Origin of the sequence: Vibrio sp. 10N.286.48.C11, from assembly GCF_041469805.1 — a bacterium.
In the GTDB taxonomy this organism is placed as follows: Bacteria; Pseudomonadota; Gammaproteobacteria; order Enterobacterales; family Vibrionaceae; genus Vibrio; species Vibrio crassostreae_C.
Genome location: NZ_JBFRLK010000048.1, coordinates 51015 through 75762, shown reverse-complemented (window position 1 = coordinate 75762; position 24748 = coordinate 51015). Strand labels below are relative to the sequence as shown.

The 24748-nt window shown below is 45.3% G+C and carries 23 protein-coding genes; 10 read left to right on the top strand and 13 right to left on the bottom strand.

All coding sequences use genetic code 11. The features are described 5' to 3' along the window. Nucleotides 1-70: 70 nt before the first annotated feature. The 5 genes from lpdA to ampD all read right to left on the bottom strand — a co-directional run bounded on the left by lpdA (nt 71) and on the right by ampD (nt 8251). A complete protein-coding gene (lpdA, locus tag AB4209_RS13755) occupies nt 71-1501 on the bottom strand; it encodes a dihydrolipoyl dehydrogenase (RefSeq protein WP_017059440.1) in 1431 nt (476 codons plus the stop codon). A 242-nt stretch (nt 1502-1743) separates the two neighbouring features. After that, nucleotides 1744-3654, bottom strand: a complete 1911-nt coding sequence (gene aceF / locus AB4209_RS13750; protein WP_372056208.1) for a pyruvate dehydrogenase complex dihydrolipoyllysine-residue acetyltransferase — start codon at nt 3652-3654, stop codon at nt 1744-1746. Nucleotides 3655-3680: 26 nt separating this feature from the next. Further along, entirely contained in the window at nt 3681-6344 is a 2664-nt protein-coding gene (gene aceE, locus AB4209_RS13745; RefSeq protein ID WP_017059442.1) for a pyruvate dehydrogenase (acetyl-transferring), homodimeric type, read from the bottom strand. A 62-nt stretch (nt 6345-6406) separates the two neighbouring features. After that, on the bottom strand, nt 6407-7168 hold the full coding sequence (gene pdhR / locus AB4209_RS13740; RefSeq protein ID WP_009847596.1) for a pyruvate dehydrogenase complex transcriptional repressor PdhR: 762 nt from the start codon (nt 7166-7168) through the stop codon (nt 6407-6409). Between the two features lie 483 nt (nt 7169-7651). Beyond that, nucleotides 7652-8251: a 1,6-anhydro-N-acetylmuramyl-L-alanine amidase AmpD gene (gene ampD / locus AB4209_RS13735; RefSeq protein WP_372056206.1), complete on the bottom strand. Its 600-nt coding sequence runs from the start codon at nt 8249-8251 to the stop codon at nt 7652-7654. An 83-nt stretch (nt 8252-8334) separates the two neighbouring features. Between ampD and nadC the strand changes: the two genes are divergently transcribed. The 8 genes from nadC (at nt 8335) to yacG (ending at nt 15451) form a co-directional block, all read left to right on the top strand. Then, nucleotides 8335-9225, top strand: a complete 891-nt coding sequence (gene nadC, locus AB4209_RS13730; protein WP_372056204.1) for a carboxylating nicotinate-nucleotide diphosphorylase — start codon at nt 8335-8337, stop codon at nt 9223-9225. A gap of 255 nt (nt 9226-9480) precedes the next feature. Continuing rightward, nucleotides 9481-9921: a type IV pilin protein gene (locus AB4209_RS13725; RefSeq protein ID WP_372056202.1), complete on the top strand. Its 441-nt coding sequence runs from the start codon at nt 9481-9483 to the stop codon at nt 9919-9921. Continuing rightward, entirely contained in the window at nt 9921-11606 is a 1686-nt protein-coding gene (gene pilB / locus AB4209_RS13720) for a type IV-A pilus assembly ATPase PilB (protein WP_372056200.1), read from the top strand. The genes AB4209_RS13725 and pilB overlap by 1 nt, the downstream gene beginning before the upstream one ends. Nucleotides 11607-11621: 15 nt before the next feature. Further along, complete coding sequence (locus AB4209_RS13715; RefSeq protein WP_372056198.1) at nt 11622-12851, top strand: type II secretion system F family protein; 1230 nt, start codon at nt 11622-11624, stop codon at nt 12849-12851. A gap of 66 nt (nt 12852-12917) precedes the next feature. Next, on the top strand, nt 12918-13787 hold the full coding sequence (locus AB4209_RS13710) for an A24 family peptidase (RefSeq protein WP_372056196.1): 870 nt from the start codon (nt 12918-12920) through the stop codon (nt 13785-13787). A 2-nt stretch (nt 13788-13789) separates the two neighbouring features. After that, entirely contained in the window at nt 13790-14404 is a 615-nt protein-coding gene (coaE, locus tag AB4209_RS13705; RefSeq protein WP_017058946.1) for a dephospho-CoA kinase, read from the top strand. Between the two features lie 26 nt (nt 14405-14430). Further along, a complete protein-coding gene (gene zapD / locus AB4209_RS13700; RefSeq protein ID WP_017063237.1) occupies nt 14431-15171 on the top strand; it encodes a cell division protein ZapD in 741 nt (246 codons plus the stop codon). Between the two features lie 82 nt (nt 15172-15253). Continuing rightward, entirely contained in the window at nt 15254-15451 is a 198-nt protein-coding gene (gene yacG / locus AB4209_RS13695; protein ID WP_004735515.1) for a DNA gyrase inhibitor YacG, read from the top strand. A 333-nt stretch (nt 15452-15784) separates the two neighbouring features. Here yacG and rplS read toward each other — a convergent pair whose 3' ends face one another. From rplS to ffh, 5 genes are all read right to left on the bottom strand, one after another. Next, nucleotides 15785-16138 (bottom strand): 50S ribosomal protein L19, encoded by a 354-nt coding sequence (gene rplS / locus AB4209_RS13690; RefSeq protein ID WP_004735514.1) that lies wholly within the window; start codon nt 16136-16138, stop codon nt 15785-15787. 59 nt (nt 16139-16197) lie between these two features. Next, nucleotides 16198-16938: a tRNA (guanosine(37)-N1)-methyltransferase TrmD gene (trmD, locus tag AB4209_RS13685; RefSeq protein ID WP_019826347.1), complete on the bottom strand. Its 741-nt coding sequence runs from the start codon at nt 16936-16938 to the stop codon at nt 16198-16200. 26 nt (nt 16939-16964) lie between these two features. Next, nucleotides 16965-17519, bottom strand: coding sequence for a ribosome maturation factor RimM (rimM, locus tag AB4209_RS13680; protein ID WP_017063236.1), 555 nt, complete (start codon nt 17517-17519; stop codon nt 16965-16967). A gap of 24 nt (nt 17520-17543) precedes the next feature. After that, nucleotides 17544-17792 (bottom strand): 30S ribosomal protein S16, encoded by a 249-nt coding sequence (gene rpsP / locus AB4209_RS13675; RefSeq protein WP_004410028.1) that lies wholly within the window; start codon nt 17790-17792, stop codon nt 17544-17546. A 212-nt stretch (nt 17793-18004) separates the two neighbouring features. Then, nucleotides 18005-19399: a signal recognition particle protein gene (gene ffh, locus AB4209_RS13670; RefSeq protein WP_010435884.1), complete on the bottom strand. Its 1395-nt coding sequence runs from the start codon at nt 19397-19399 to the stop codon at nt 18005-18007. 200 nt (nt 19400-19599) lie between these two features. Here ffh and AB4209_RS13665 point away from each other — a divergent pair, with 200 nt between their 5' ends. After that, nucleotides 19600-20394 carry an inner membrane protein YpjD gene (locus AB4209_RS13665; RefSeq protein WP_019825854.1) on the top strand — a complete coding sequence of 265 codons (795 nt, stop codon included), beginning with the start codon at nt 19600-19602 and terminating at the stop codon, nt 20392-20394. A 125-nt stretch (nt 20395-20519) separates the two neighbouring features. Beyond that, on the top strand, nt 20520-21791 hold the full coding sequence (locus AB4209_RS13660; protein WP_017063233.1) for an HlyC/CorC family transporter: 1272 nt from the start codon (nt 20520-20522) through the stop codon (nt 21789-21791). Nucleotides 21792-21906: 115 nt separating this feature from the next. Here AB4209_RS13660 and luxS read toward each other — a convergent pair whose 3' ends face one another. From luxS to gshA, 3 genes are read right to left on the bottom strand one after another with little or no spacing between them, the layout of a single operon-like run. Continuing rightward, the gene (gene luxS, locus AB4209_RS13655; protein WP_017056597.1) at nt 21907-22425 is read right to left on the bottom strand and encodes an S-ribosylhomocysteine lyase; all 519 of its coding nucleotides are present in this window, start codon (nt 22423-22425) and stop codon (nt 21907-21909) included. Between the two features lie 24 nt (nt 22426-22449). Then, complete coding sequence (locus tag AB4209_RS13650; RefSeq protein ID WP_017629422.1) at nt 22450-23100, bottom strand: hypothetical protein; 651 nt, start codon at nt 23098-23100, stop codon at nt 22450-22452. Nucleotides 23101-23110: 10 nt separating this feature from the next. Further along, nucleotides 23111-24679, bottom strand: coding sequence for a glutamate--cysteine ligase (gene gshA / locus AB4209_RS13645; protein ID WP_017063229.1), 1569 nt, complete (start codon nt 24677-24679; stop codon nt 23111-23113). Between the last annotated feature and the right edge of the window lie 69 nt (nt 24680-24748).

Here is a 24748-nt window from a genome sequence, read left to right as displayed (position 1 = left end):
CGGCGCACCATAAAAAAGCCGCTGACAAATCAGCGGCTTTTAAAAACATTAGCGAGTGACTAAGAAAGAATTACTTCTTCTTTTTCACTGCTTTTTTGTTTGGAAGGTCAGTGATTGAACCTTCGAATACTTCCGCAGCTAGACCAACAGACTCGTGTAGAGTTGGGTGAGCGTGGATAGTAAGAGCGATATCTTCTGCATCACAACCCATTTCGATTGCTAGGCCGATTTCGCCAAGAAGTTCACCACCGTTAGTACCAACAACAGCACCACCGATTACGCGATGAGTATCTTTATCGAAGATCATCTTAGTCACGCCGTCTGCACAGTCAGAAGCGATTGCACGACCAGAAGCAGCCCAAGGGAAAGTAGCAACTTCGTAATTGATGCCTTCAGCTTTCGCTTCTTTCTCAGTCTTACCTACCCAAGCAACTTCTGGCTCAGTGTACGCAATTGATGGGATTACTTTAGGGTCGAAGTAGTGCTTCTTACCAGAGATAACTTCAGCAGCTACGTGACCTTCATGCACACCTTTGTGAGCAAGCATTGGTTGACCAACAACATCACCGATCGCGTGGATGTGAGGAACGTTAGTACGCATTTGCTTATCAACATTGATGAAACCACGCTCATCAACTTCGATACCCGCTTTTTCAGCGTCGATAAGTGCTCCGTTTGGAACACGACCGATAGCAACAAGAACAGCATCGTAGCGTTCAGCTTCAGCTGGTGCTTTTTTGCCTTCCATTGAAACGTAGATACCGTCTTCTTTTGCTTCAACAGCAGTCACTTTAGTTTCAAGCATTAGCTTGAACTTGTTCTTAATGCGCTTAGTGAAAACTTTAACGATGTCTTTATCCGCAGCAGGGATAACTTGATCGAACATCTCTACAACTTCAACTTTAGAACCTAGAGAGTGGTAAACCGTACCCATCTCAAGACCGATGATACCGCCGCCCATGATAAGCAGTTTTTCAGGTACTTCGTTTAGTTCTAGTGCATCCGTAGAATCCCAAATACGTGGGTCTTCATGTGGGATGAAAGGAAGTTTGATTGGGCGAGAACCCGCAGCAATGATTGCGTTGTCGAAGTTAACAGTTGTTGCTTCGCCTTCGCCTTCAACAAGAATGCTGTTAGGACCAGTGAACTTACCGAAACCGTTAACAACAGTAACGTTACGCATCTTAGCCATACCGCCAAGACCGCCAGTTAGTTGATCAACTACTTTTTCTTTCCAAATACGGATCTTGTTGATGTCCGTTTGTGGCTCGCCGAATACAACGCCGTGCTCTGCCATCGCTTTAGCTTCTTCGATTACTTTAGAAACGTGAAGAAGTGCTTTTGATGGAATACAACCAACGTTTAGACATACACCACCAAGAGTGCTGTAACGTTCAACTAGTACTGTTTCTAGACCTAAATCCGCACAACGGAATGCCGCTGAGTAACCAGCAGGACCTGAACCAAGTACAACAACTTGGGCTTTAATTTCTTTGCTCATTGTGACCTCTTGTAGTCATTATCCCTAACAGGCTGAGTAGATGTTCTTAAAATTATTGGGCTTTCAAACAGGAAACATTTTACAGAGATGTTAACAGTGTGAAAGTAGCTTTAAGTTAGCCTGTGAGCTAGACAACAATTCCCCATCAGATTATGAGAAATGCAGGAAACTGTTGTCTAAAAATAGTCTTTATATAAAGAATTAAGGTGACCCGAAAGTCACCTTAATAATTACTTTCTCAATTACAGTACTAGACGACGAATGTCAGATAGTGCGCTGTTTAGGAAAGTAATGAAGCGTGCACCTTCAGCACCATCGATCACACGGTGGTCGTATGATAGAGACAGTGGAAGCTGTAGACGTGGTTGGAACTCTTTACCATTCCAAACTGGCTTAATTTCAGACTTAGATACACCTAGGATACCTACTTCTGGAGCATTTACGATTGGCGTAAATGCAGTACCGCCGATGCCACCAAGGCTAGAGATTGTGAAACAACCGCCTTGCATGTCTGCCGCTGTTAGCTTACCAGAACGTGCTTTCTTAGAAACAGCCATTAGCTCTTCTGATAGCTCGTAAATGCCTTTCTTGTTCACGTCTTTGAAGACAGGAACAACTAGACCGTTTGGTGTATCAACAGCGATACCCACATTTACGTACTTCTTAAGAATGATGCTTTCGCCATCTTCAGAAAGAGAAGAGTTAAACGCTGGGAACGCTTCTAGCGCTTTAGCAACAGCTTTCATGATGAACACAAGAGGAGTGATCTTCATGCCAGTGTCTTTCTTAGCTTCGATTGCGTTCTGCTCTTTACGGAATGCTTCTAGCTCAGTGATGTCTGCGTTGTCCCACTGTGTAACGTGAGGGATCATTACCCAGTTACGGTGTAGGTTTGCACCAGAGATCTTCTTGATCTTAGAAAGCTTCTGAACTTCAGTTTCGCCGAACTTGCTGAAGTCAACTTTTGGCCATGGTAGTAGACCAAGAGCAGAGCCGTCACCGCCTTTGCCAGATGCCGCAGCACCAGACTCTAGACGCTTAAGTGCATCTTTAACGTAAGACTGAACGTCTTCTTTTAGTACACGGCTCTTACGACCAGTACCTTTAACTTTCGCTAGGTTTACACCGAACTCACGAGCTAGACGACGAACAACCGGAGACGCATGTGCGTACTCACCGTTCTCTTGGAAGTCGCCAGCTGCTGCAGGTGCTTCAGCTTTAGGTGCAGGTGCCGCCGCTGGAGCTGCTGCTTGTGCAGGTGCTGCAACAGGAGCTGGAGCTGCGCCTTCAACCGGAGTGCCGGCCACGACGAAAGTCATGATTAGAGAGCCAGTTGACACTTTGTCGCCAGCTGCAATCTTGATCTCTTTAACTGTACCAGCGAATGGTGCAGGAACTTCCATTGAAGCTTTGTCGCCTTCAACAGTAATTAGAGATTGCTCTTCTTCTACTGTATCGCCAACCGCTACCATGATTTCAGTAACTTCAACTTCGTCACCGCCGATGTCTGGAACGTTTACTTCTTTTTCAGCTGATGCTGTTGGAGCCGCTGCAACTGGTGCTGCCGCCGCTGGAGCAGGAGCTGCTGCAGGTGCTGAACCAGCAACCTCGAATACCATTACTAGAGAACCAGTCGATACTGAGTCACCAGAAGCGACCTTGATTTCTTTAACTGTACCAGCGAATGGTGCAGGAACTTCCATTGAAGCCTTGTCACCTTCAACAGTTAGAAGAGATTGCTCTTCTTCTACTGAATCACCGATAGCAACCATGATTTCAGTTACTTCAACTTCATCACCGCCGATGTCAGGAACGTGAACTTCTTTAAGCTCAGCTGCCGCTGCAGGAGCAGCTGCAACTGGTGCCGCCGCTTCAACTGCTGGCGCAGCTGGTACTGCTGCAGCACCTTCCGCAGGAGAGCCTGCCTCTTCAAAGATCATGATAAGAGAACCAGTAGAAACAGAATCGCCTTCTGCTACTTTGATTTCTTTAACGATACCCGCTTGAGACGCTGGAACTTCCATTGAAGCTTTGTCGCCTTCAACAGTGATCAGTGACTGCTCTTCTTCAACCTTGTCGCCAACGTTTACAAGAATCTCAGTTACTTCAACCTCGTCAGCACCGATGTCTGGTACATTAATTTCGATTGTCATTGTATTTACCTACCTTAATGCCAGTCTTATGCGTATTGCGGGTTAGTTTTTTCAGTGTCGATATCGAATTTAGCAATTGCTTCAACAACTACAGATTTCTCGATGTCACCACGTTTAGCCAGTTCAGTTAGAGCTGCAACTACGATGTAGCCAGCGTTCACTTCGAAGTGACGACGTAGGTTTGCACGGCTGTCAGAACGGCCGAAACCATCTGTACCAAGTACTTTGTAAGACTCAGTTGGCATGTACGCACGTACTTGCTCAGCGTAGTTCTTCATGTAGTCCGTCACTGCGATTGCAGGTTCTTTACCAAGAACAGTCGTGATGTACGGTACTTTCTCTTCAGCTTCTGGGTGAAGCATGTTGTCACGCTCTACCGCTTGGCCGTCACGAGTTAGTTCGTTGAACGACGTTACTGAGAATACGTCAGATGCTACGCCGTACTCTTCGCTTAGAATTTCAGCCGCTTTACGCGCTTCGTTCATGATAGTACCAGAGCTCATTAGTTGAACTTTGCCCTTAGCACCAGCGTGAGATTCAAGCTTGTAGATACCTTTACGGATGCCTTCTTCAGCGCCTTCTGGCATTGCTGGCATTGCGTAGTTCTCGTTCATTACTGTTAGGTAGTAGTAAACGTTCTCTTGCTCAGGACCGTACATGCGACGGATACCGTCTTGCATGATTACCGCTAGCTCGTAAGCGAACGTTGGGTCGTAAGAGATACAGTTCGGGATAGTGTTCGCTTGGATGTGCGAGTGACCATCTTCGTGCTGTAGACCTTCACCGTTCAGTGTTGTACGACCTGCAGTAGCACCTAATAGGAAGCCACGAGCTTGTTGGTCGCCTGCTAGCCATGCCATGTCACCAATACGTTGGAAACCGAACATTGAGTAGTAGATGTAGAACGGGATCATCGGTAGATCGTTTGTGCTGTATGAAGTTGCAGCAGCAACCCATGAAGCCATAGAACCTAGTTCGTTGATACCTTCTTGAAGAACTTGACCAGACGTTGCTTCTTTGTAGTAAGAAACGATGCCTTTATCTTCAGGTGTGTATTCTTGACCGTGTGGGTTGTAGATACCAACCTGACGGAATAGACCTTCCATACCGAATGTACGAGCTTCATCACAGATGATAGGAACGATGTTCTTACCAATGTTCTTATCTTTAAGAAGGATGTTTAGCGTACGTACATAAGCCATAGTTGTAGAGATATCACGCTTCTGTTCACCTAGTAGAGGTGCGAATGCGTCTAGCTCAGGAACCTTGAACTCTTGAGTAAACTTAGGAAGACGTGCAGGTGTGTAACCGTGTAGAGCGTTACGACGAGCGTGCATGTATTCGTACTCAGGCGTACCTTCTTCCAATTTCAGGTAAGGAAGTTCAGCGATCTTCTCATCTGAAAGGATGTCTTCTAGGCCTAGGCGATCACGTAGGTGTTGAACATGAGTCATGTCCATTTTCTTAACACCGTGTGCAATGTTCTTACCTTCAGCTGCATCACCCATGCCGTAACCTTTAACAGTCTTAGCTAGGATTACAGTTGGCTTACCGTTTGTCTCTTTAGCATTGTTGAATGCAGCAAACAGTTTAGAAGAATCGTGACCACCACGCTTAAGAGCGAAGATTTCGTCATCAGTCATGTCTGCAACTAGTGCAGCTGTTTCTGGGTACTTACCAAAGAAGTGCTCACGTACGTATGCGCCATCTTTAGATTTGAATGTTTGGTAGTCACCATCGATAGTTTCGTTCATTAGTTGAAGAAGCTTACCAGTAGTGTCTTTAGCTAGTAGAGAATCCCAGTTGCTACCCCAGATAACTTTAACAACGTTCCAACCTGCACCTTTGAATAGGCCTTCAAGTTCTTGGATGATGCTACCGTTACCCATTACAGGGCCGTCTAGACGCTGTAGGTTACAGTTGATTAGGAAACATAGGTTATCTAGCTTCTCACGCGCAGCGAAAGAGATAGCACCACGTGATTCTGGCTCATCCATCTCACCGTCACCTAGGAACGCGTATACGCGTTGCGCTGAAGTTTCTTTCAGGCCACGGCCGTCAAGGTACTTAAGGAAGCGCGCTTGGTAGATAGCAGAGATAGGGCCAAGACCCATAGATACTGTCGGGAACTGCCAGAACTCAGGCATCAGTTTCGGGTGCGGGTAAGAAGGGATACCTTTACCATCAACTTCTTGACGGAAGTTATCTAGCTGTTCTTCAGTTAGACGACCTTCAACGAATGCACGAGAGTAGATACCTGGAGAGATGTGACCTTGGTAGTAAACTAGATCGCCACCGTCTGTCTCGTTTGGAGCACGGAAGAAGTGGTTGAAACATACTTCGTAGAACGCTGCTGCTGACTGGTAAGAAGCCATGTGACCACCAAGGTCTAGGTCTTTCTTAGAAGCACGCAATACGATCATGATTGCGTTCCAGCGAATAATCGAACGAATACGACGCTCAAGAGTTACGTCACCAGGGTAAGCTGGCTCTTGTGCTGCTGGAATTGTGTTGATGTAGTTTGTGTTGATGCCTGTAGCCATATCAACACCATCTAAACGCGCTTTATCTAGAACTTGTTCTAGTAAAAACTGTGCACGTTCTACACCTTCTTCACGTACTACTGACTCAAGAGCTTCTAACCAATCTTGAGTTTCCAGAGCATCAACGTCATGCTTCATGTCAGACATGGCGATCTATCCTTTTTGTTAGTTGGATTCTACTAAACACGTAAATAGCCGAAGTATTACGGCTATTTACCCTGTTGAATTCGACGTAAAGAACGTTCGCGGCGCGATTCTTCTTTGGTCAAATCCATCAATGTTTCTTCGATGTAAGCTAAATGAGAATGTGACATTTCACGCGCCTGTTCTGGCTGCCCTGAAACGATCGCATCTACAATGTTAGCTCGATGTATACTCACTTTCTCCACAACGTCTTTACGACGATGCAACAGCTTTAAATTTTCTAAGACATTTTGTTCGAGTAACGGAGCCAAGCTACGAACAATGTGCAATAACACCACATTGTGCGCTGCCTCTGTTAAAGCAATAAGAAAAGCCATCACTGCTGCAGATTCGGCTTCAATATCACCCTTATCTTGCGCACCGCGAATTTTTTCTTGGCATGCTTGAATACGAGCAAAGTCTTCATCGGTTCCACGCAATGCCGCAAAGTAAGCCGAAATCCCTTCCATCGCATGACGCGATTCCAACAAGTCTAGTTGGGTTTCAGAATGGGACGACAACAAATTAAGCAAAGGATCTGAAAAGCTTTTCCAGATATTTTCGCTAACAAACGTACCTCCACCTTGACGGCGAGTAAGCAAGCGTTTTGCTTCTAAACGTTGTATCGCTTCTCGGATCGAAGGTCGAGACACATCGAACTGTTTCGCCAGTTCGCGCTCAGGCGGCAGCTGCTGCCCTGGAGCCAGTGTTCCTTCCACTATCAACCTTTCTAACTCTTGTTCGATAACATCGGAGAGTTTTGGCTGACGAATCCTTTGATAAGCCATAGTTTGTTGTTCTTCTTTTTCTTCGCTGACAATTGGTAATACCAATTTTAAGTTGGGCAGAAATTAACATAATTAAAACGCCACTGTCCAGCCTAAAATTGACCTGCATCATAGAATACAGCGTGAATTAACCATGATTTAACAAATGAAATTTAAAACAGCAACCAAATTGGTCTTACCATTTACAGGGGTAATACTTTTGGGGAGTGTTCGTGCTAGAAAGTTTCAGGATAAAAATGAATTGTTTCAGAAAGATTAGCGTCACTTGTTTAAAAACCGAACCAAGCGCACATTTAGGGTGGAAATTCTGTTCATAAGTTTTAATAAATGAGTGTTTGATAAGTTCGTCACACTCTCAATTTATTGATGCGCTTCTCTCCACCACTTTCTTTACATCGCAACAACAAAAACTCACAAGTCATTATGCTAGGCGTTGACTATTCAACGCCCACCAGCAGTAAGGCCATCGTCAAAAACGGAGGCTTAAACTTTGAGATTTTTTTTAAACTTCTGCCAATCGAACACCAAGCCAGGGTCAGTTTTACGCAAAGGCGCTATATATTGATGGCCAGTGATACGCTCACTGGTGATTTGAGGAAACGTCGATACGAGCGTTTCTGTTAATTGGCTAAGCGCTTGATACTGCTGCTCGCTATAAGCTACAAAGTCACTACCTTCCAGTTCAATACCAATAGAGTAATCATTGCACCTTTCACGCCCTGCAAAACTCGACTGGCCAGCATGCCAAGCTCGGTCTAAGAAAGAAACGAACTGCACCACTTCCCCATCGCGACGAATCAAACAGTGCGCCGACACGCCCATTTGGTGAATCACCTTAAAAAACGGGTGTTCCTTCGGGTCGAGTTTGCCCGTAAAAAACAGTTCTATGTAAGGCCCACCAAATTGACCCGGAGGCAAGCTAATGTTGTGAACCACCAGCAGAGAAATATCGTCGGCACTCGGTCGAGCATCAAAATACGGAGAAGGAACATGCCGAGCGTTGTCGTACCATCCGTTGGAGCTGATCGTCATCTTGGTCTCACTTTCTTTTCTGCTAGCACAATAAGATGTGACCTTGCCCATAGAGCAGTCGCGCTAGCCTCTTTAATTTGAAGTTAAGCAAGAGTATCATTCCATTCCCACTCCCTTTCAAGATTAGATTTGCGATGAAAAACACACATAACAGCCACCAACGCCTTGACTACTTAAAAGAGCAACTGCCTCTAGAGATCACTCGTGCAGTAGCCGAGACTATCAAAGAAGACCTAGGTGGCACGTTAGATCCAGCGGCTGACATCACAGCAAGTCTAATCCCAGCAGACGCAATCAACAGCGCAACCATCATTACTCGTGAGCACGGTGTGTTCTGTGGTAAAGCTTGGGCTGATGAAGTGTTTAAGCAACTGGGCGGTGAAGTGACTATCGAGTGGAATGTAGAAGATGGCGACAAGGTTGAACCAAACCAAACACTTTGTACCTTAACAGGTCCAGCACGCGCGCTATTAACGGGTGAGCGCAACGCAATGAACTTCATTCAAACGCTATCTGGTTGTGCGACTACGACGGCTACCTACGCGGACAAAATCAAACACACAGAGTGCCGCCTGTTAGATACTCGTAAAACGATACCTGGCCTGCGCAGCGCACTAAAATACGCAGTCGCTTGTGGCGGCGGTTTCAACCACCGTATTGGGGTTTTCGATGCTTACCTAATCAAAGAAAACCACATCATCGCTTGTGGTGGCATTGAGAAGGCTATCTCTACTGCAAAAGAGCTGAACCCAGGAAAGCCAGTAGAAGTGGAAACCGAAAGCCTAGAAGAGCTAGAGCAAGCGATCAGCGCTGGCGCAGACATCATCATGCTAGACAATTTCACTACAGACATGATGCGTGAAGCTGTGAAAATCAACGCAGGACGTGCTGCGCTAGAAAACTCTGGTAACGTAACTTTAGATACCATTGCAGAGTTCGCTGAAACGGGTGTTGATTACATCTCGGTAGGTGCACTAACTAAGCACCTGAAAGCAATGGATCTATCAATGAGATTCAAAGCGTAATTGACTGAATAATAAATAAGTTATCGCTGAAGGCACTGTTAATAACAGTGCCTTTTTTATTGCCTTAATTGTCAGTATTTCAAGCAGTTATTTAAGTTGATCGCATAAATTTGCGCACTATATGAAACACCACACTAATAAATACAAAACCACTCGCGGCCACACCTAAACACAATTCCACTTCCCCATTCCGACTTCTATTCTTTCCATCAACCAGTGCTTGCGCTGAAACAAACTAAAGAATGGAATTAGACAATGAATAACAAGAACAAAAGAACGAACCAGAAAGGCTTTACGCTGATTGAATTGATGATTGTAGTAGCGATTATTGGTGTGTTGTCGGCAGTAGCGATTCCGGCATATAAAAGTTATCTTGCCAAATCTGAAGCTGCGACAGCTGCAGGTACTCTTAGAGCTTTAATGACTAATATAGATATGTACCAACAAGAAAATAACAGTTTTCCGACTAATCCGAATCTAGTCGGGGGCACAACAACAATGAACTCTTTAGGTACAATCGTTTTAGCTTCGACAACGAGTGGAGGCACTGCTACTTTTACTTTTACAGACGGATCATTACTAACTGGTGGTACAGGCGGGAATGCTGCAACAATTATCTACACGAAAGATAATAGTACTGGATGGGCTTGTAGTCATACAATAGTCAAAACAGACGTAGTACCAACAGGCTGTTAATGCTAAGTAATCTCCCAACTGTTCTTCGTCAGGCTAACTTACTTAGCCTGACTCAAGAACAAGCCGTTGCGGAACATGTACAAGCTTCAGGTGTTTCGACACCTGAAGCTTTGATCGTTCTAGATTTCTTCACAGGCAACTCCTTAGCAAACAACATTAAAACCATCTTCGGCTTACCGTTAGTACAACTTGCCAATATGGACTATGAGACACTATGTGACCAATTAGGGCTTCGTGAACTGATTACCAAATATCGTGCTATCCCGATTTCAGTATCTAGCTCGACTCTCACACTCGCCTCTGCCGACCCGACCGATTTACAAGCGGAAGATGACTTTCGATTTGCGACGGGATTACAGATTGAACTGGTTGTCGCCAACTACTCTGAATTAGAAGGTGCGATACGCAAGCTGTATGGCCGCTCTATTTCAGGGCAAGACTCTAAACGCAAAGAGATCACTCAAGATGAACTCGCCAATCTTGTTGAAGTGTCTGACGACGAGATAGCATCGATAGAAGATCTCAGCCAAGACGATTCCCCTGTCAGCCGCTTTATCAATCAGATACTGGTTGATGCGGTACGCAAAGGCGCATCAGATATCCACTTCGAACCTTACGAAGAGCACTACCGAGTGCGACTGCGTTGTGATGGTATCCTTGTTGAAATACAGCAACCCGCCTCTCACCTAAGTCGTCGTCTATCAGCTCGCTTAAAGATCCTCGCCAAGCTTGATATCGCTGAACGCCGCTTGCCTCAAGACGGTCGTATTAAACTGCGTCTAAATGACGACTTGGCGATTGATATGCGGGTATCAACGCTGCCGACCTTGTGGGGTGAAAAGATCGTTCTTCGACTGCTTGATAGCAGCGCGGCCAATCTAGATATCGATAAGTTAGGTTACACCGAAGATCAAAAAGCACTCTACCTCAATGCCCTGAAGCGCCCACAAGGGATGATCTTAATGACAGGTCCAACTGGCAGCGGAAAAACCGTCTCCCTTTATACTGGCCTTCGCGTTCTTAACACTACGGAACGCAACATCTCAACAGCTGAAGACCCAGTGGAAATTAACCTGTGTGGTATCAATCAAGTACAAGTAACACCTAAGATCGGCTTTGGGTTTGCGGAAGCGCTACGATCATTTTTACGACAAGACCCTGATGTTGTGATGGTGGGAGAGATCCGCGACTTGGAAACCGCAGAGATCGCGATCAAAGCATCGCAAACCGGTCACTTAGTGCTTTCGACACTGCACACTAACTCCGCCGCAGAAACCGTCACTCGACTCGCTCATATGGGGATAGAACCCTTTAACCTCGCTTCATCATTGAGTTTGATTATCGCCCAGCGACTGGCAAGACGGTTGTGCAACCATTGTAAAGAAAGTGACGACTCGCCAGACATATTCCTGCGTCACTCCATTCCTAACAGCCAAACCATCTACAAAGCCAATCCTCACGGCTGCAATGAGTGTAACCAAGGTTATTCGGGTCGAGTGGGTATCTATGAAGTGATGCCGTTTAGCGATCAACTGAAAAGCAGCCTAATCGACAAACCTAACGCGTTAGCCATTGAAAACTTGGCTCGTCGAGAAGGCATGAGAACTCTGCAAGAGTCAGGGTTAGATAAATTGCTTGAAGGCACCACCAGCTATCAAGAGCTGCAACGTGTTCTGTACATATAAACCCATGGAGCACCAATGAATAGCAAATCCAAACAATCACAACTAAAAAGCTATCACTGGAAAGGCATTAACAGCTCAGGCAAGAAAGTGTCTGGGCAAACCTTAGCGCTCACTGAATTGGAAGTACGAGAAAAGCTCAAAGAACAGCATATTCAGATTAAGAAAATCAAAAAGAAAAGTATTTCAGCCGTCACTCGTTTAACCCATAGAGTAAAAGCCAAAGACATCACTATTTTGACTCGGCAGCTTGCTACCATGCTGGCCACTGGTGTGCCTATCGTACAAGCCATCAAGTTGGTGTCGGACAATCACCGCAAAGCTGAAATGAAATCGATTCTATCGCATATCTGCAAAGGTGTAGAAGCCGGAACGCCAATCTCAAAAGCAATGCGAACCGCAAGCCGTCACTTTGATGACCTATACACTGATTTGGTCGCCACAGGCGAGCTCTCCGGTAACCTAGCACAAGTGTTCGAACGTTTGGCGACCTATAGAGAAAAGAGCGAGCAGTTAAAGTCCAAAGTCGTCAAAGCACTCATCTACCCCGCGATGGTGGTCACCGTTGCAATGACCGTTTCTTATTTAATGCTGACCATGGTGATTCCAGAGTTTGAGTCGATGTTTTCAGGCTTTGGCGCCGACCTGCCTTGGTTCACCCAACAAGTACTCTACCTTTCCCATTGGATGCAGGCTTATAGCTTCTATACGGCGGTAGGCATCGGGCTTGTTTTCCTGATTATGTACCAACTGTGTCAGCGTTCCCACTCGATCAAACTGTCTGTTAGTCGGCTAGGATTACGCTTTCCTGTTCTTGGTGGCGTATTAGCCAAAGCCTCTATTGCCAAATTCAGCCGAACCTTATCAACTAGCTTTAGTTCTGGCATTCCGATTTTAATGAGCCTTAAAACCACAGCCAAAACCGCAGGCAACCTGCATTATGAATCGGCCATCATTGAGGTTCACCGAGAAACGGCTGCTGGCATGCCAATGTATATCGCAATGCGCAATACCAACGCCTTTCCTGAAATGGTGTTACAGATGGTGATGATCGGTGAAGAGTCAGGAAACCTTGATGATATGCTCAATAAAGTAGCCTCCATTTACGAGTTTGAAGTCGACAACACCGTCGACAATTTAGGCAAGATTCTAGAGCCACTGATCATCGTATTTTTAGGGACAGTTGTTGGCGGGCTTGTGGTTGCGATGTACTTACCGATCTTTAATCTTATGAGTGTGTTAGGATAGTTAAAAGCAACTAAACACCCATGAGCAACAATCTCTGCTCACCTTGATTAAGTGGTAAAGGACACTATGGAAGTATTTCACTACTATCCTTGGCTATTCCCCGTATTAGCTTTCATTTTTAGCCTTCTTATCGGCAGCTTCCTCAACGTAGTCATACACCGTTTACCGATTATGATGGAACGCGAATGGCAACAAGAGTGCTCGGAATATTTCTCTCAATATAAAATTCCAGCGCCAGAGGGAAAGTTCAATCTCAGCATTCCTCGTTCAACCTGCCCGAAATGCAAAACCCAATTAAGAATCGTCGACAATATCCCAGTGTTAAGCTGGTTGCTCTTAAAGGGTAAGTGCCACAGCTGCGCTAATCCAATCAGTGCTCGCTACCCTTTGGTCGAACTGCTTACAGCAATACTTTGCACAATGGTTGCTAGCCACTTTGGTTTCAGTTACTACGCCATTGCTTTGATTTTTTTCACCTTCGCCCTAATTACCGCGACCTTTATCGATCTAGATACCATGCTGTTACCTGATCAAATCACCTTGCCTTTGGTATGGTCCGGTATCGCATTAGCACTGTTTAATATCGGCCCAGTATCGCTGCAAGATTCCGTGGTTGGCGCAATGGCTGGTTACCTCGCTTTATGGTCTGTTTATTGGTTGTTCAAACTGCTAACAGGTAAAGAAGGCATGGGTTACGGTGACTTCAAACTCCTGGCTGCGCTTGGTGCATGGCTTGGTTGGCAACACCTACCGATGATCATCCTTTTATCTTCGCTGGTAGGCCTTGTGTTTGGTTTAATTCAACTTCGCCTGAAACAGCAAGGCATCGATAAAGCCTTTCCATTTGGCCCTTACCTTGCAATTGCGGGTTGGGTAAGCTTGATGTGGGGTAACGACATCATGGGTTGGTATTTCACTTCTGTACTAGGAATTTAACCATGGCAATCATTATCGGATTAAGCGGTGGTATCGCCAGTGGCAAAACTACGGTCGCTAACCTGTTCAATGAGCATTTTAATATAGATATTGTTGATGCTGATATCGTGGCACGTGAAGTGGTTGCGCTGGGCAGCGTCGGCTTAAAACAGATTACAGAACACTTTGGTGAGTCTATCTTGCTTGACGATGGAACACTCAACCGAAGTAGGCTGCGTGAGCTGATCTTCTCAGATCCTAAAGAAAAGCAGTGGCTCAATGATCTTCTTCATCCCATGATCCGTGACAAAATTGACAGTGACCTGTCTAAAATCACATCCCCGTATGGTTTATTAGTTGCACCGCTATTGGTGGAAAACCAAATGCAAGGCATGGCCGATCGCGTATTAATTGTTGATGTGCCAGCAGAAGTTCAAATAGAACGTACGATGAGTCGTGACAATGTTTCTAGGGAACAAGTTGCATCAATTTTAAAATCACAGGCTTCAAGAGAACAACGCTTAGCAGTTGCAGATGACGTGATTAAAAACCATACTAAAAACCAAGAACTTTTGCCTCAAATCACAGATTTACATCAAAAGTATCTGGCAATCAGTGCTGTAGATGGGTCAGAATAGAACAATGTTGAATGAAGGTTTGCTCGATGATCACCCATAAATTTGAACATCCTCTAAATGAGAAAACACGCATCTACTTAAGAGTCGAATCACTCTTGAGGCAGCTACACTTGTCTTCTACATTTTCCGATGCTCAACAGTATCAACTCTTTTTCCGTTCCATCTTTGATCTGATTGAAATCTTCGAACAGATCCAACTCAAGAGCGAACTGGCAAAAGATATTGAGAAGCAACGTGTAACCTACAAAAGTTGGTTGGATGTTGAAGGTGTCGATCAAGAGATGCTGACATCACTGCTTAATGACATTGGTAACATCTATCGTGATCTGATGCAGGCAGAGCGTTTTGGCCAGTCACTTAAGGAAGACCGCTTCCTGAGTGCCATTCGCCAACGCTTTAATCTTCCAGGTGGCTCATGCTGCTTTGATTTACCGGCACTGCATTATTGGCTGCACCTTCCTCTCGATAAGAGAATGAGAGATGCTAAAGCGTGGATGGATAGCTTACAACCTCTGTATGAAGCGCTAACACTGTGGTTGAAGCTCACCAGAGAGACTGGTCACTTTAAAGAGCAAATCGCTCGCGCTGGCTTCTTCCAGAGCGATGCCGATGAAGCGAATATCCTTCGTCTATCTATTCCAATGCAATACGGTGCCTACCCGATGATCTCAGGTCACAAGAACCGCTTTGCTGTTAAGTTCATGAGCTTTGAAACAGGGCAAGCCTGTACTCAAGACATTGAATTTGAATTGGCTATCTGCACCTAATTAATTTTCTTTTTTTAGTTTGGCTTGAGTCTTCACTCGAGCCTAAACTCACTATTATTACACCTTCAAATTAAGAATCACTATGTCGAAGAAAATCACCATCGTTAAATGCCCTCAATGTAATGCTGACGTTGAATGGGGCGAACAAAGCCCGCACCGCCCGTTTTGCAGCAAGCAATGTCAGATGATTGATTTCGGTGAATGGGCAGACGAAGAGAACAGCATCGCTGGCGCACCAGATATGTCAGATAGCGATGGTTGGTCGGAAGATCCGCACTAAGCGAGTAGCGAGTAGCGAGTAGCGAGTAGCGAGTAGCGAGTAGCGAGTAGCGAGTAGCGAGTAGCGAGTAGCGAGTAGCGAGTAAATTTTGAAGGGTTGGCGTTTAACGTCAATCCTTTTTTATTGCCTATAACACGGCGCTAGTAGAGATTCCCTACTCCTTCCTTCGTCAGTCTAGGGAATGACGGTTAAATATGAGTTTCGGTTTGTTCCGTCATCCTCCAGAGCGAGGAATGAGCTAATTGGGGATCTCTTACCTGCGAAACTCCAAATAACAGACACAAAAAAGCGGAGCCAAATGGCTCCGCTTTTATCGATAGAATGCAAAAAGAATTACTTCTTAGTAAGCTTCTCTTTAATACGAGCTGACTTACCAGAACGCTCACGTAGGTAGTACAACTTGGCACGACGTACTGCACCACGGCGTTTAACTTCGATGCTATCAACCATTGGAGAGTGAGTTTGGAACGCACGCTCTACGCCTTCACCGTTCGAGATCTTACGAACTGTGAATGCAGAGTGTAGACCACGGTTACGAATAGCGATTACAACGCCTTCGAAAGCCTGTAGACGCTCACGGTCACCTTCTTTTACCTTAACCTGAACTACAACAGTGTCACCTGGTGCGAATTTAGGAAGGTCTGATTTTAGTTGCTCTTCTTCAAGAGCCTTGATGATGTTGCTCATTTGTATAAATTCCTAGAATAAACTGATACTAAATTTAATAGGTTACTGCTTGCTTTTCGTTAAGAGCGTTGCTCTTTAATGAATTCAGCCAGTAATTGTTCCTGTTCGTCAGTCAGAGCTAGGTTTTCCAGGAGTTCTGGTCTTCTTAGCCAAGTTCGGCCCAACGATTGTTTCAATCGCCAGCGACGAATGTCCTTATGGTTTCCAGACTTGAGTACCGATGGTACATCTTTATCGTCTAGCACCTCAGGGCGCGTATAATGGGGACAATCTAGCAAACCATTTGCAAAAGAATCTTCTTCTGCTGAAGCGAAATCTCCAAGTACACCCGGAACAAACCGAGATACTGAATCAATCAGCGTCATGGCTGGCAGTTCGCCACCCGTCATCACAAAATCTCCAATCGACCATTCTTCGTCAACTTCAGATTGAATGATGCGCTCATCTACCCCTTCGTAGCGACCACAAATAAGAAGTAAATTCTCGTTTGTTGCCAGCTCTTCAACACCTTTCTGGTCGAGTTTACGACCTTGAGGTGAAAGATAGATGACTTTCGTCTTTCCCGGTGCTGCTTGCTTGGCAGTTTTGATAGCGTCGCGCAAAGGCTGAACCATCATTAACATGCCAGGACCACCACCGTAAGGTCTGTCATCAACAGTGCGATGTTTATCATGAGTGAAATCACGAGGATTCCATGTCTCAATAGATAAAAGACCTTTTTTAACCGCTTGACCTGTTACTCCAAAATCAGTAACAGAACGGAACATTTCAGGAAAAAGGCTAATAATGCCAACCCACATGTGTTCTCTCGCTCTGTAATTTGGAGTTAGAATCCAGGATCCCAGTCAACTTCGATCCGGCGAGCTTCGCGATCAACTTTCTTGATCACTTGCTCTTCAAGGTACGGTACTAACCGTTCCTTTTGGCCAAAAGCATCTTTAAGATTTGCTTTGATTACTAGAACATCGTTCGAGCCAGTTTCTAATAGGTCAGTGACCTCACCAAGGTCGTAACCTTTAGTGGTAAAAACTTGCATACCGAACAATTCGCGCCAGTAGAATTCATCTTCTGACAATTCAGGTAACGAAGCAGGGTCAATAGCAATTTCAAAGTTAGTCATCAGTTGCGCGTCTTCACGAACATCTAATCCCGCTAGCTTACATACATAACCTTGGCCATGACGTTTCCAGCTCTCAACTTTGTACTCAACCCACTTACCCTTTAGGTTTAAATACCAAGGGCTGTAATCAAATATGCTTTCAGCATTGTCTGTGTAGGAGAACACTTTAAGCCAGCCACGAATACCATAGGTAGACCCAAGTTTACCCATGACAATTCTATTGTTTTGCTCGCTCATAGTTTCTTTACCCTTCATCGACATAAGCTATTTCTCTTTAAAAAAGAATTAAGCCGCTTTTTGAGCGTCTTTAACTAGCTTAGCTACACGATCAGATAGAGATGCGCCTTGACCAACCCAGTGGTTAACACGATCTAGGTCTAGACGTAGACCTTCTTCTTGACCTTGAGCAGTAGGGTTAAAGAAACCTACTTTCTCGATGAAACGGCCAGTTGCAGCGTTACGGCTATCCGCAACTACGATTTGATAAAATGGGCGCTTCTTTGCACCGTGACGTGCCAAACGAATGGTTACCATGTCGTCCTCTTTGCTTTCTTAATAAAATAATTAACCCCAAGTATAAGTAAATAGCTTGGGGTCTCGTGCCAAATTAAAGCCCCGGAATTTTACTCTTATTCCGGTGCAATGCAAGGGCTTTAGCTATTTTTTCACCAACATAGCTGCCGTACACTTTCTGTGACACGGCTAACACTATGAAAAGTAACGTAGCTAAAGCTTACATTTGTAGATTATCGACCAAACGGGTTAAAGCCACCACCCATTCCGCCCATACCTCCACCGCCGCCCATCATGCCTTGCATGTTGCGCATCATGCCTTTCATGCCACCTTTCTGCATCTTCTTCATCATCTTCTGCATTTGGGTGAACTGCTTAAGCATACGGTTTACATCTTGTACCTGTGTACCAGAACCAGCGGCAATACGCTTTTTGCGTGAGCCTTTGATTAAGTCAGGGCGTTGACGCTCTTTCATGGTCATAGAGTTGATGATCGCTTCCATCTGCTTGAACATCTTGTCATCAACTTTATCTTTAACGTTATCTGGTAGCTGAGACATGCCTGGAAGCTTATCCATCATGCCCATCATGCCGCCCATGTTTTGCATCTGACCTAGCTGTTCACGGAAGTCTTCAAGGTCAAAGCCTTTCTTCTCTTTGAACTTCTTAGCCAGTTTCTCTGCTTTCTCGGTATCAACGTTTTTCTGTAGGTCTTCAATAAGAGACAGTACGTCGCCCATACCTAAGATACGAGAAGCAACACGATCTGGGTGGAACGGTTCTAGTGCGTCAGTCTTTTCACCAACACCCAAGAATTTAATCGGCTTGCCTGTGATATGACGAACAGACAGAGCAGCACCACCACGCGCATCACCATCAACTTTCGTCAAGATAACACCGGTTAGTGGTAACGCATCACCAAAGGCTTTTGCAGTGTTCGCAGCATCTTGACCTGTCATTGCATCAACAACGAACAGTGTCTCTACTGGTTTAATTGCAGTATGAAGCTCTTTGATCTCGCCCATCATCTCTTCATCGATAGCCAAACGACCCGCAGTATCGACAAGTAGCACGTCGTAGAATTTCTTCTTCGCGTGGTCGATTGCAGCGTTTGCAATATCAAGAGGTTTTTGATCAGCTGAAGATGGGAAGAAGTCTACGCCAACATCGCTTGCTAACGTTTCAAGCTGTTTGATTGCCGCTGGACGGTAAACGTCGGCAGACACAACCAAGACTTTCTTCTTGTCACGCTCAGTTAGAAGCTTAGATAGCTTACCTACCGATGTGGTTTTACCCGCACCTTGTAGACCCGCCATTAAGATAACGGCTGGCGGCTGCGCTGCTAGGTTAAGAGCCTCGTTAGACTCACCCATCACCGCTTCAAGTTCAGCTTGAACGATCTTAATGAATTCTTGACCAGGCGTTAGAGATTTAGAAACCTCAACACCCACAGCGCCTTCTTTTACGCGCTTAACAAAATCGCGGACAACGGGCAGTGCAACGTCGGCTTCAAGTAGCGCCATACGTACTTCACGCAGCGTCTCTTTAATATTGTCTTCGGTCAGACGACCTTTACCGCTGATGTTCTTCAGCGTTTTGGATAGACGATCCGTTAAATTATCAAACATAGTTTTCTCTTCGCTCAAAACTGCGACTATTACTGTGAGTATACATTAGCGCGGATTAGAGTCATACCCGTTGTAGAGCGTTAATCATCCGTGCTTGTGATGTGAGACATTATTCACTTGGAATTGAATGAGGTTCGCCATAGCCCCAAAGAGCGATGCGAGGTATAATTCGCCAACTAGTAATCATTAAAATGGATACCATGGACAGTCTTATTGCGATCGCAGCAGCCTTTCTTTATACAATGGCAATTTCCACGATCATTCCAGGTCTCGTGCACCAAACAGGAATCCGTGTAAAAACGGTGTTTATCAGCGCATTACTTGCTCTAGCTTTCCATGCTTGGTTGCTTGGCGATTTGATTTTTAATGCCAGTGGCCAAAACCTCAGTATCTTGAACGTTGCTTCATTAATCAGTTTAATCATATCTGTGGTAATGAGCGGTGCCATGCTCAAAACCCGTCTGTGGTTTATCTTACCCGTCGTCTATAGCTTCGCTGCGCTGAACTTGATGGCTGCCACTTTTCTTCCAAGCACCTTCATCAAACATCTAGAGAATGACCCAAAACTGCTCGTGCACATATCTTTGGCTCTATTCTCATACGCAACGTTAACTATCGGCGCGCTATACGCCCTGCAACTTGCTTGGCTAGATCACAAACTTAAAAAGAAAAAAGCCTTAGTGATAAACCCTAACCTACCTCCTTTAATGATGGTGGAAAGACAGCTTTTCAAGATCATTTTGATTGGTAATGGCTTATTAACAGGTACCTTGTTAACGGGTCTCATCTTCGTGCAAGATATGTTTGCTCAAGGAAAAGCACACAAGGCAGTGTTGTCTTTTATCGCTTGGGTTATCTACTCCATCCTTCTGTGGGGTCACTACCAAAAAGGGTGGCGTGGACAGAAAGTCACTTGGTTCGCACTTGCGGGCGCCAGCATGCTCACATTAGCCTACTTCGGTAGCCGCTTCGTTCAGGAAATCATCCTGAACTAGTCTGTAAAATAAAGGCAAGGTCTCACAGCTTGCCTTTAAAATATTGAGTCCGTTAGATTCAATTGACATCTCGACCATGTTCGGTCATAAATTAATCAAGATACACAAATAGGAAAAGAATAGTTTTGGACGACATATCAACGGGTATCTTATTTGCGCTACTCGCGTGTCTCATTGTAATTTCTGGTTATTTCTCTGGTTCCGAAACGGGCATGATGTCCTTGAACCGCTACCGTTTAAAGCACTTGGCCAATACGGGTCATAAAGGTGCCAAACGCGTAGAAAAACTTCTGAACCGCCCAGACAGATTGATTGGCCTCATTCTCATCGGCAACAATCTCGTCAACATTCTTGCATCTGCGATCGCTACTATTCTTGGTATGCGCATCTACGGGGATATCGGTGTGGCTATCGCTACTGGTACCCTGACTCTCGTGATCCTAGTATTCGCCGAGGTAACCCCAAAGACCATCGCTTCTCTATTTCCTGAACGTGTCTCTTACGCGAGTAGTATCCTTTTGATGATACTGATGAAGGTGCTATCACCATTGGTGATCTTAGTGAACTTCATTACCAACGGCTTCATTCGTATCTTAGGCGTTAAAGCCAGCCATGATGCAACCGACCACTTGAGCTCCGAAGAGCTTAGAACCGTGGTAAATGAAGCCGGTAGCTTAATCCCTCAACGTCACCAAGATATGTTGGTGTCTATTCTGGATTTAGAGCACGTCACCGTGAACGACATCATGGTGCCGCGTAATGAGATTACTGGTATCGACATCAATGACGACTGGAAATCGATCGTTCGTCAACTTACCCACTCGCCTCATGGTCGCGTAGTGCTGTACCGTGACCAAATAGATGAAGTGGTCGGCATGCTTAGGCTGCGTGAAGCTTACCGTCTGATGCTTGAAAAGAACGAATTCAATAAAGAAACCCTGTTGCGTGCCGCGGATGAGATCTACTTTATTCCTGAAGCGACACCACTCAATATTCAACTGCTTAAGTTTCAACGCAATAAGCAGCGCATCGGTTTGATTGTTGATGAGTATGGCGACATCAATGGTTTGGTTACATTAGAAGATATTCTAGAAGAGATCGTAGGTGAGTTTACCACCTCAATCACCCCAAGCTTATCTGAAGAGATTACTCCGCAAAGCGATGGCAGCTTCTTGATTGAAGGCAGTGCCAATATCCGAGATATCAACAAAGGCTTACAGTGGGCACTGCCTACCGATGGCCCAAGAACGCTGAATGGTTTGATACTGGAACATCTTGAAGATATTCCTGAGAGTCACCTGAGTGTTCAGGTTGCCAGCCACCCAATGGAAATTGTTGAGCTTGAAGAGAACCGCATCAAACTGGTTCGCGTGTTCCCACAGATCGTGAACGGCTAACTGAGTCATCACTGAATCTCTGTCTCGCCCTAAAATACGTTGACGAAAAAGGCCCGGTTCATTGAACCGGGCCTTTTAGTATCTAACTCGCCCTATCTAGGGTAGCTATCAATGACTAGTCGATCTTAAGCTCTTGCAGCATAGACTCTGGCAGTGCCAGTTCATCATTCTTGTTTACAGAGATGCCTGCAGCGATGATCGCATTCGCGATCTCTTTCGCTTCATCCAAAGAGTGCATTGCCGCGGTACCACATTGGTATTCGTTCAGCTCAGGGATCTTATTCTGGTTCTCAACTTTCAGTACGTCTTGCATCGCTGCCAACCAACCGTCAGCCACTTGTTGTTCTGTAGGCGTACCAATCAGGCTCATGTAGAAACCAGTGCGACAGCCCATCGGTGAGATATCGATGATCTCTACATCTGAACCGTTCAATTGATTACGCATGAAACCAGCATATAGGTGCTCTAGAGTATGGATACCTTTCTCAGATAGGATGTCTTTGTTTGGCGCAGTAAAACGCAGGTCAAACACAGTGATGGTATCCCCTTTTGGGGTTTGCATTGTTTTAGCAACACGAACGGCAGGTGCGTTCATGCGTGTGTGATCAACAGTGAAACTATCTAATAAAGGCATTGCTCTTCTCCATGACGGCTGGCTTTAGAAAAACCAGCTTCGATTGTCTTCTAGTTCTTTGCGGCACTGTTTCAGCTGCCATCCATAATCTTTTGCTTGCTGTTCGACTTTGCGCGCCACCTTAATTAGCGATGGCTTGCTGTTGTATGACTTACGCTTATAACCACCACGGCCTTCATGATAAGCCAGGTATTGGTTATATGGGTCCCATAGTGAGATGCCCAATTGACGACGCGTCTCGCTGGTATACCAACCGATGAACATCAATGCATCATCAAAGTTGGTTCTTGAACCACCGTTATTGGTCGCCTTTTGGAAGTCTTCCCAAGCAGGATCTTGAGCTTGTGCATAACCGTAGGCACTGCTTACACGCCCCCACGGTATAAAGCCAAGAATGTAATCTTTAGGTGGGCGCGCATCATGACGATAGCTACTCTCTTGTTTCACAAAAGCCATCGCAACGTTAATCGGCGTTCCCCATTCTTCTTGCATATCCAAGGCATCTTCATACCATGAAGGGTGCTCTCGAAAGATGCTACACAAATTATCTTGCTGCTTTGGCGGTGGCGTTGCACATCCAACCAACAGGCTAGAGACAACACCAACAGTCACTACAGGTAACCATTTACTACTCACTCGAGTAGGCTGACCTAATAAGGCTTGCTTCCTTTCCACCAAAGTCTCGCTATGCTTTTAAATACGAAAAATAATCCGCTAAGAAGCTATCAAAATCTTGAGTGCTTGCTTCTTCACTTTGTTGCTGAGCAATCACAGAACGTTGAACTTCTGCTTCCATCAACTCAGCTGAATATACTTTGTATTGGTGCGCTTTGTGTTGCTGAGCGTACGTTTTACCTAACGCGCAACCCACTTTACCTAAGCCGCCCAATTTTTTGGTCTCTTCTAGCAACTGGCCAGAAATAGTTAGCTCAGGGTTATCAATCCAAGCCTCAAGCGTATCGCATGTTTCTTGGTATGCACGACCACCTTGTTCAGCGTCCATCATCTCGGCAATAGAGCGCAGATCTTTGAAGACACGCTTCGCCCAATCTTGCAGAGACAATCGCTCACCATGACAACCGATTTGCAGCTCTAGACCAACCTGACGACCTTGTAGGATCACCTTGTTCCAGTTATCGCGCCAGCATTCAAGCTCGCAGTTATCCATCTCAGCAGAGTCCGTTAGCACACTCCACGTTAGGAATAAGTCTAGGAAGCGAACCTGCTGCTCATTGATACCAATTGAGCTGAATGGGTTTACATCTAAAGAACGAACCTCAATGTACTCAACACCACCGCGTGCCAATGCTTCAGATGGTTTCTCACCACTCTTCGCCACACGCTTAGGGCGGATTGGAGCGTAAAGCTCATTTTCAATTTGCAGTACGTTGCTATTCAACTGACGGTATTCACCATCAACCTTAGTGCCAATCTCGGCAAATTCTTCTGATGGTGTGCGAATCGCTTGATTCAAACCTTCAAGGTATTGGTCTAGGCTGTTGAAACCAATCTTCAACACACTTTGCGCACTGTTCGTGTAGCCAAGGTCGCTCAGGCGCAGTGCCGTTGCTTTTGGCAGATACAGTGTCTCGCCAATCTTTTCAAAAGGCAGGTTTGTCTCTCTTCCTTTGATGAAAGAAGAACATAGCGCAGGTGAAGCACCGAAGAAGTATGGGATTAACCAACCAAAGCGGTAGTAGTTACGAATCAAACCAAAGTAAGCATCTGACTTAGATTCACAACGCGCTTCTTCAGTTTGCTCTCCAAACAGGCTATCCCAAAAGCTTTCTGGGAAAGAGAAGTTGAAGTGAACACCAGAGATAATCTGCATCAGGCTACCGTAACGACGTTTTAGGCCTTCACGATATAGGGTCTTCATCTTACCGTTATTCGAGGTGCCGTATTGCGCTAGCTGAATGTAATCTTCACTGCCAACGTAACAAGGCATAGAAAGCGGCCATAGTTTTTCGCCGTCTAACTTGGTTTGCGTGAAGTGGTGGATATCAGACAACTGATTCAAAAGCGTCGGAACGTCGTTAGAAACAGGCGTGATAAATTCCAGTAGCGACTCAGAGAAATCGGTCGTTACCCATTCGTTCATCAACGCAGATCCCAAAGCCTCAGGGTGCGGCCCAGTAGCAAGGTGCCCATCTTCCGTGTAGCGTAATGTTTCCCTTTCAACACCACGACCAAATTGAGAGAAGGTCTTAGGGTTGGTTGCAACTTGCTTTAGTCGCGCAGCAAAATCAGTCAAAATTCAGTTCACTTATCTTATATTGTTCTGATTAGAACTATCATAAATTAGGTTGGAGGAGAAAAGTAG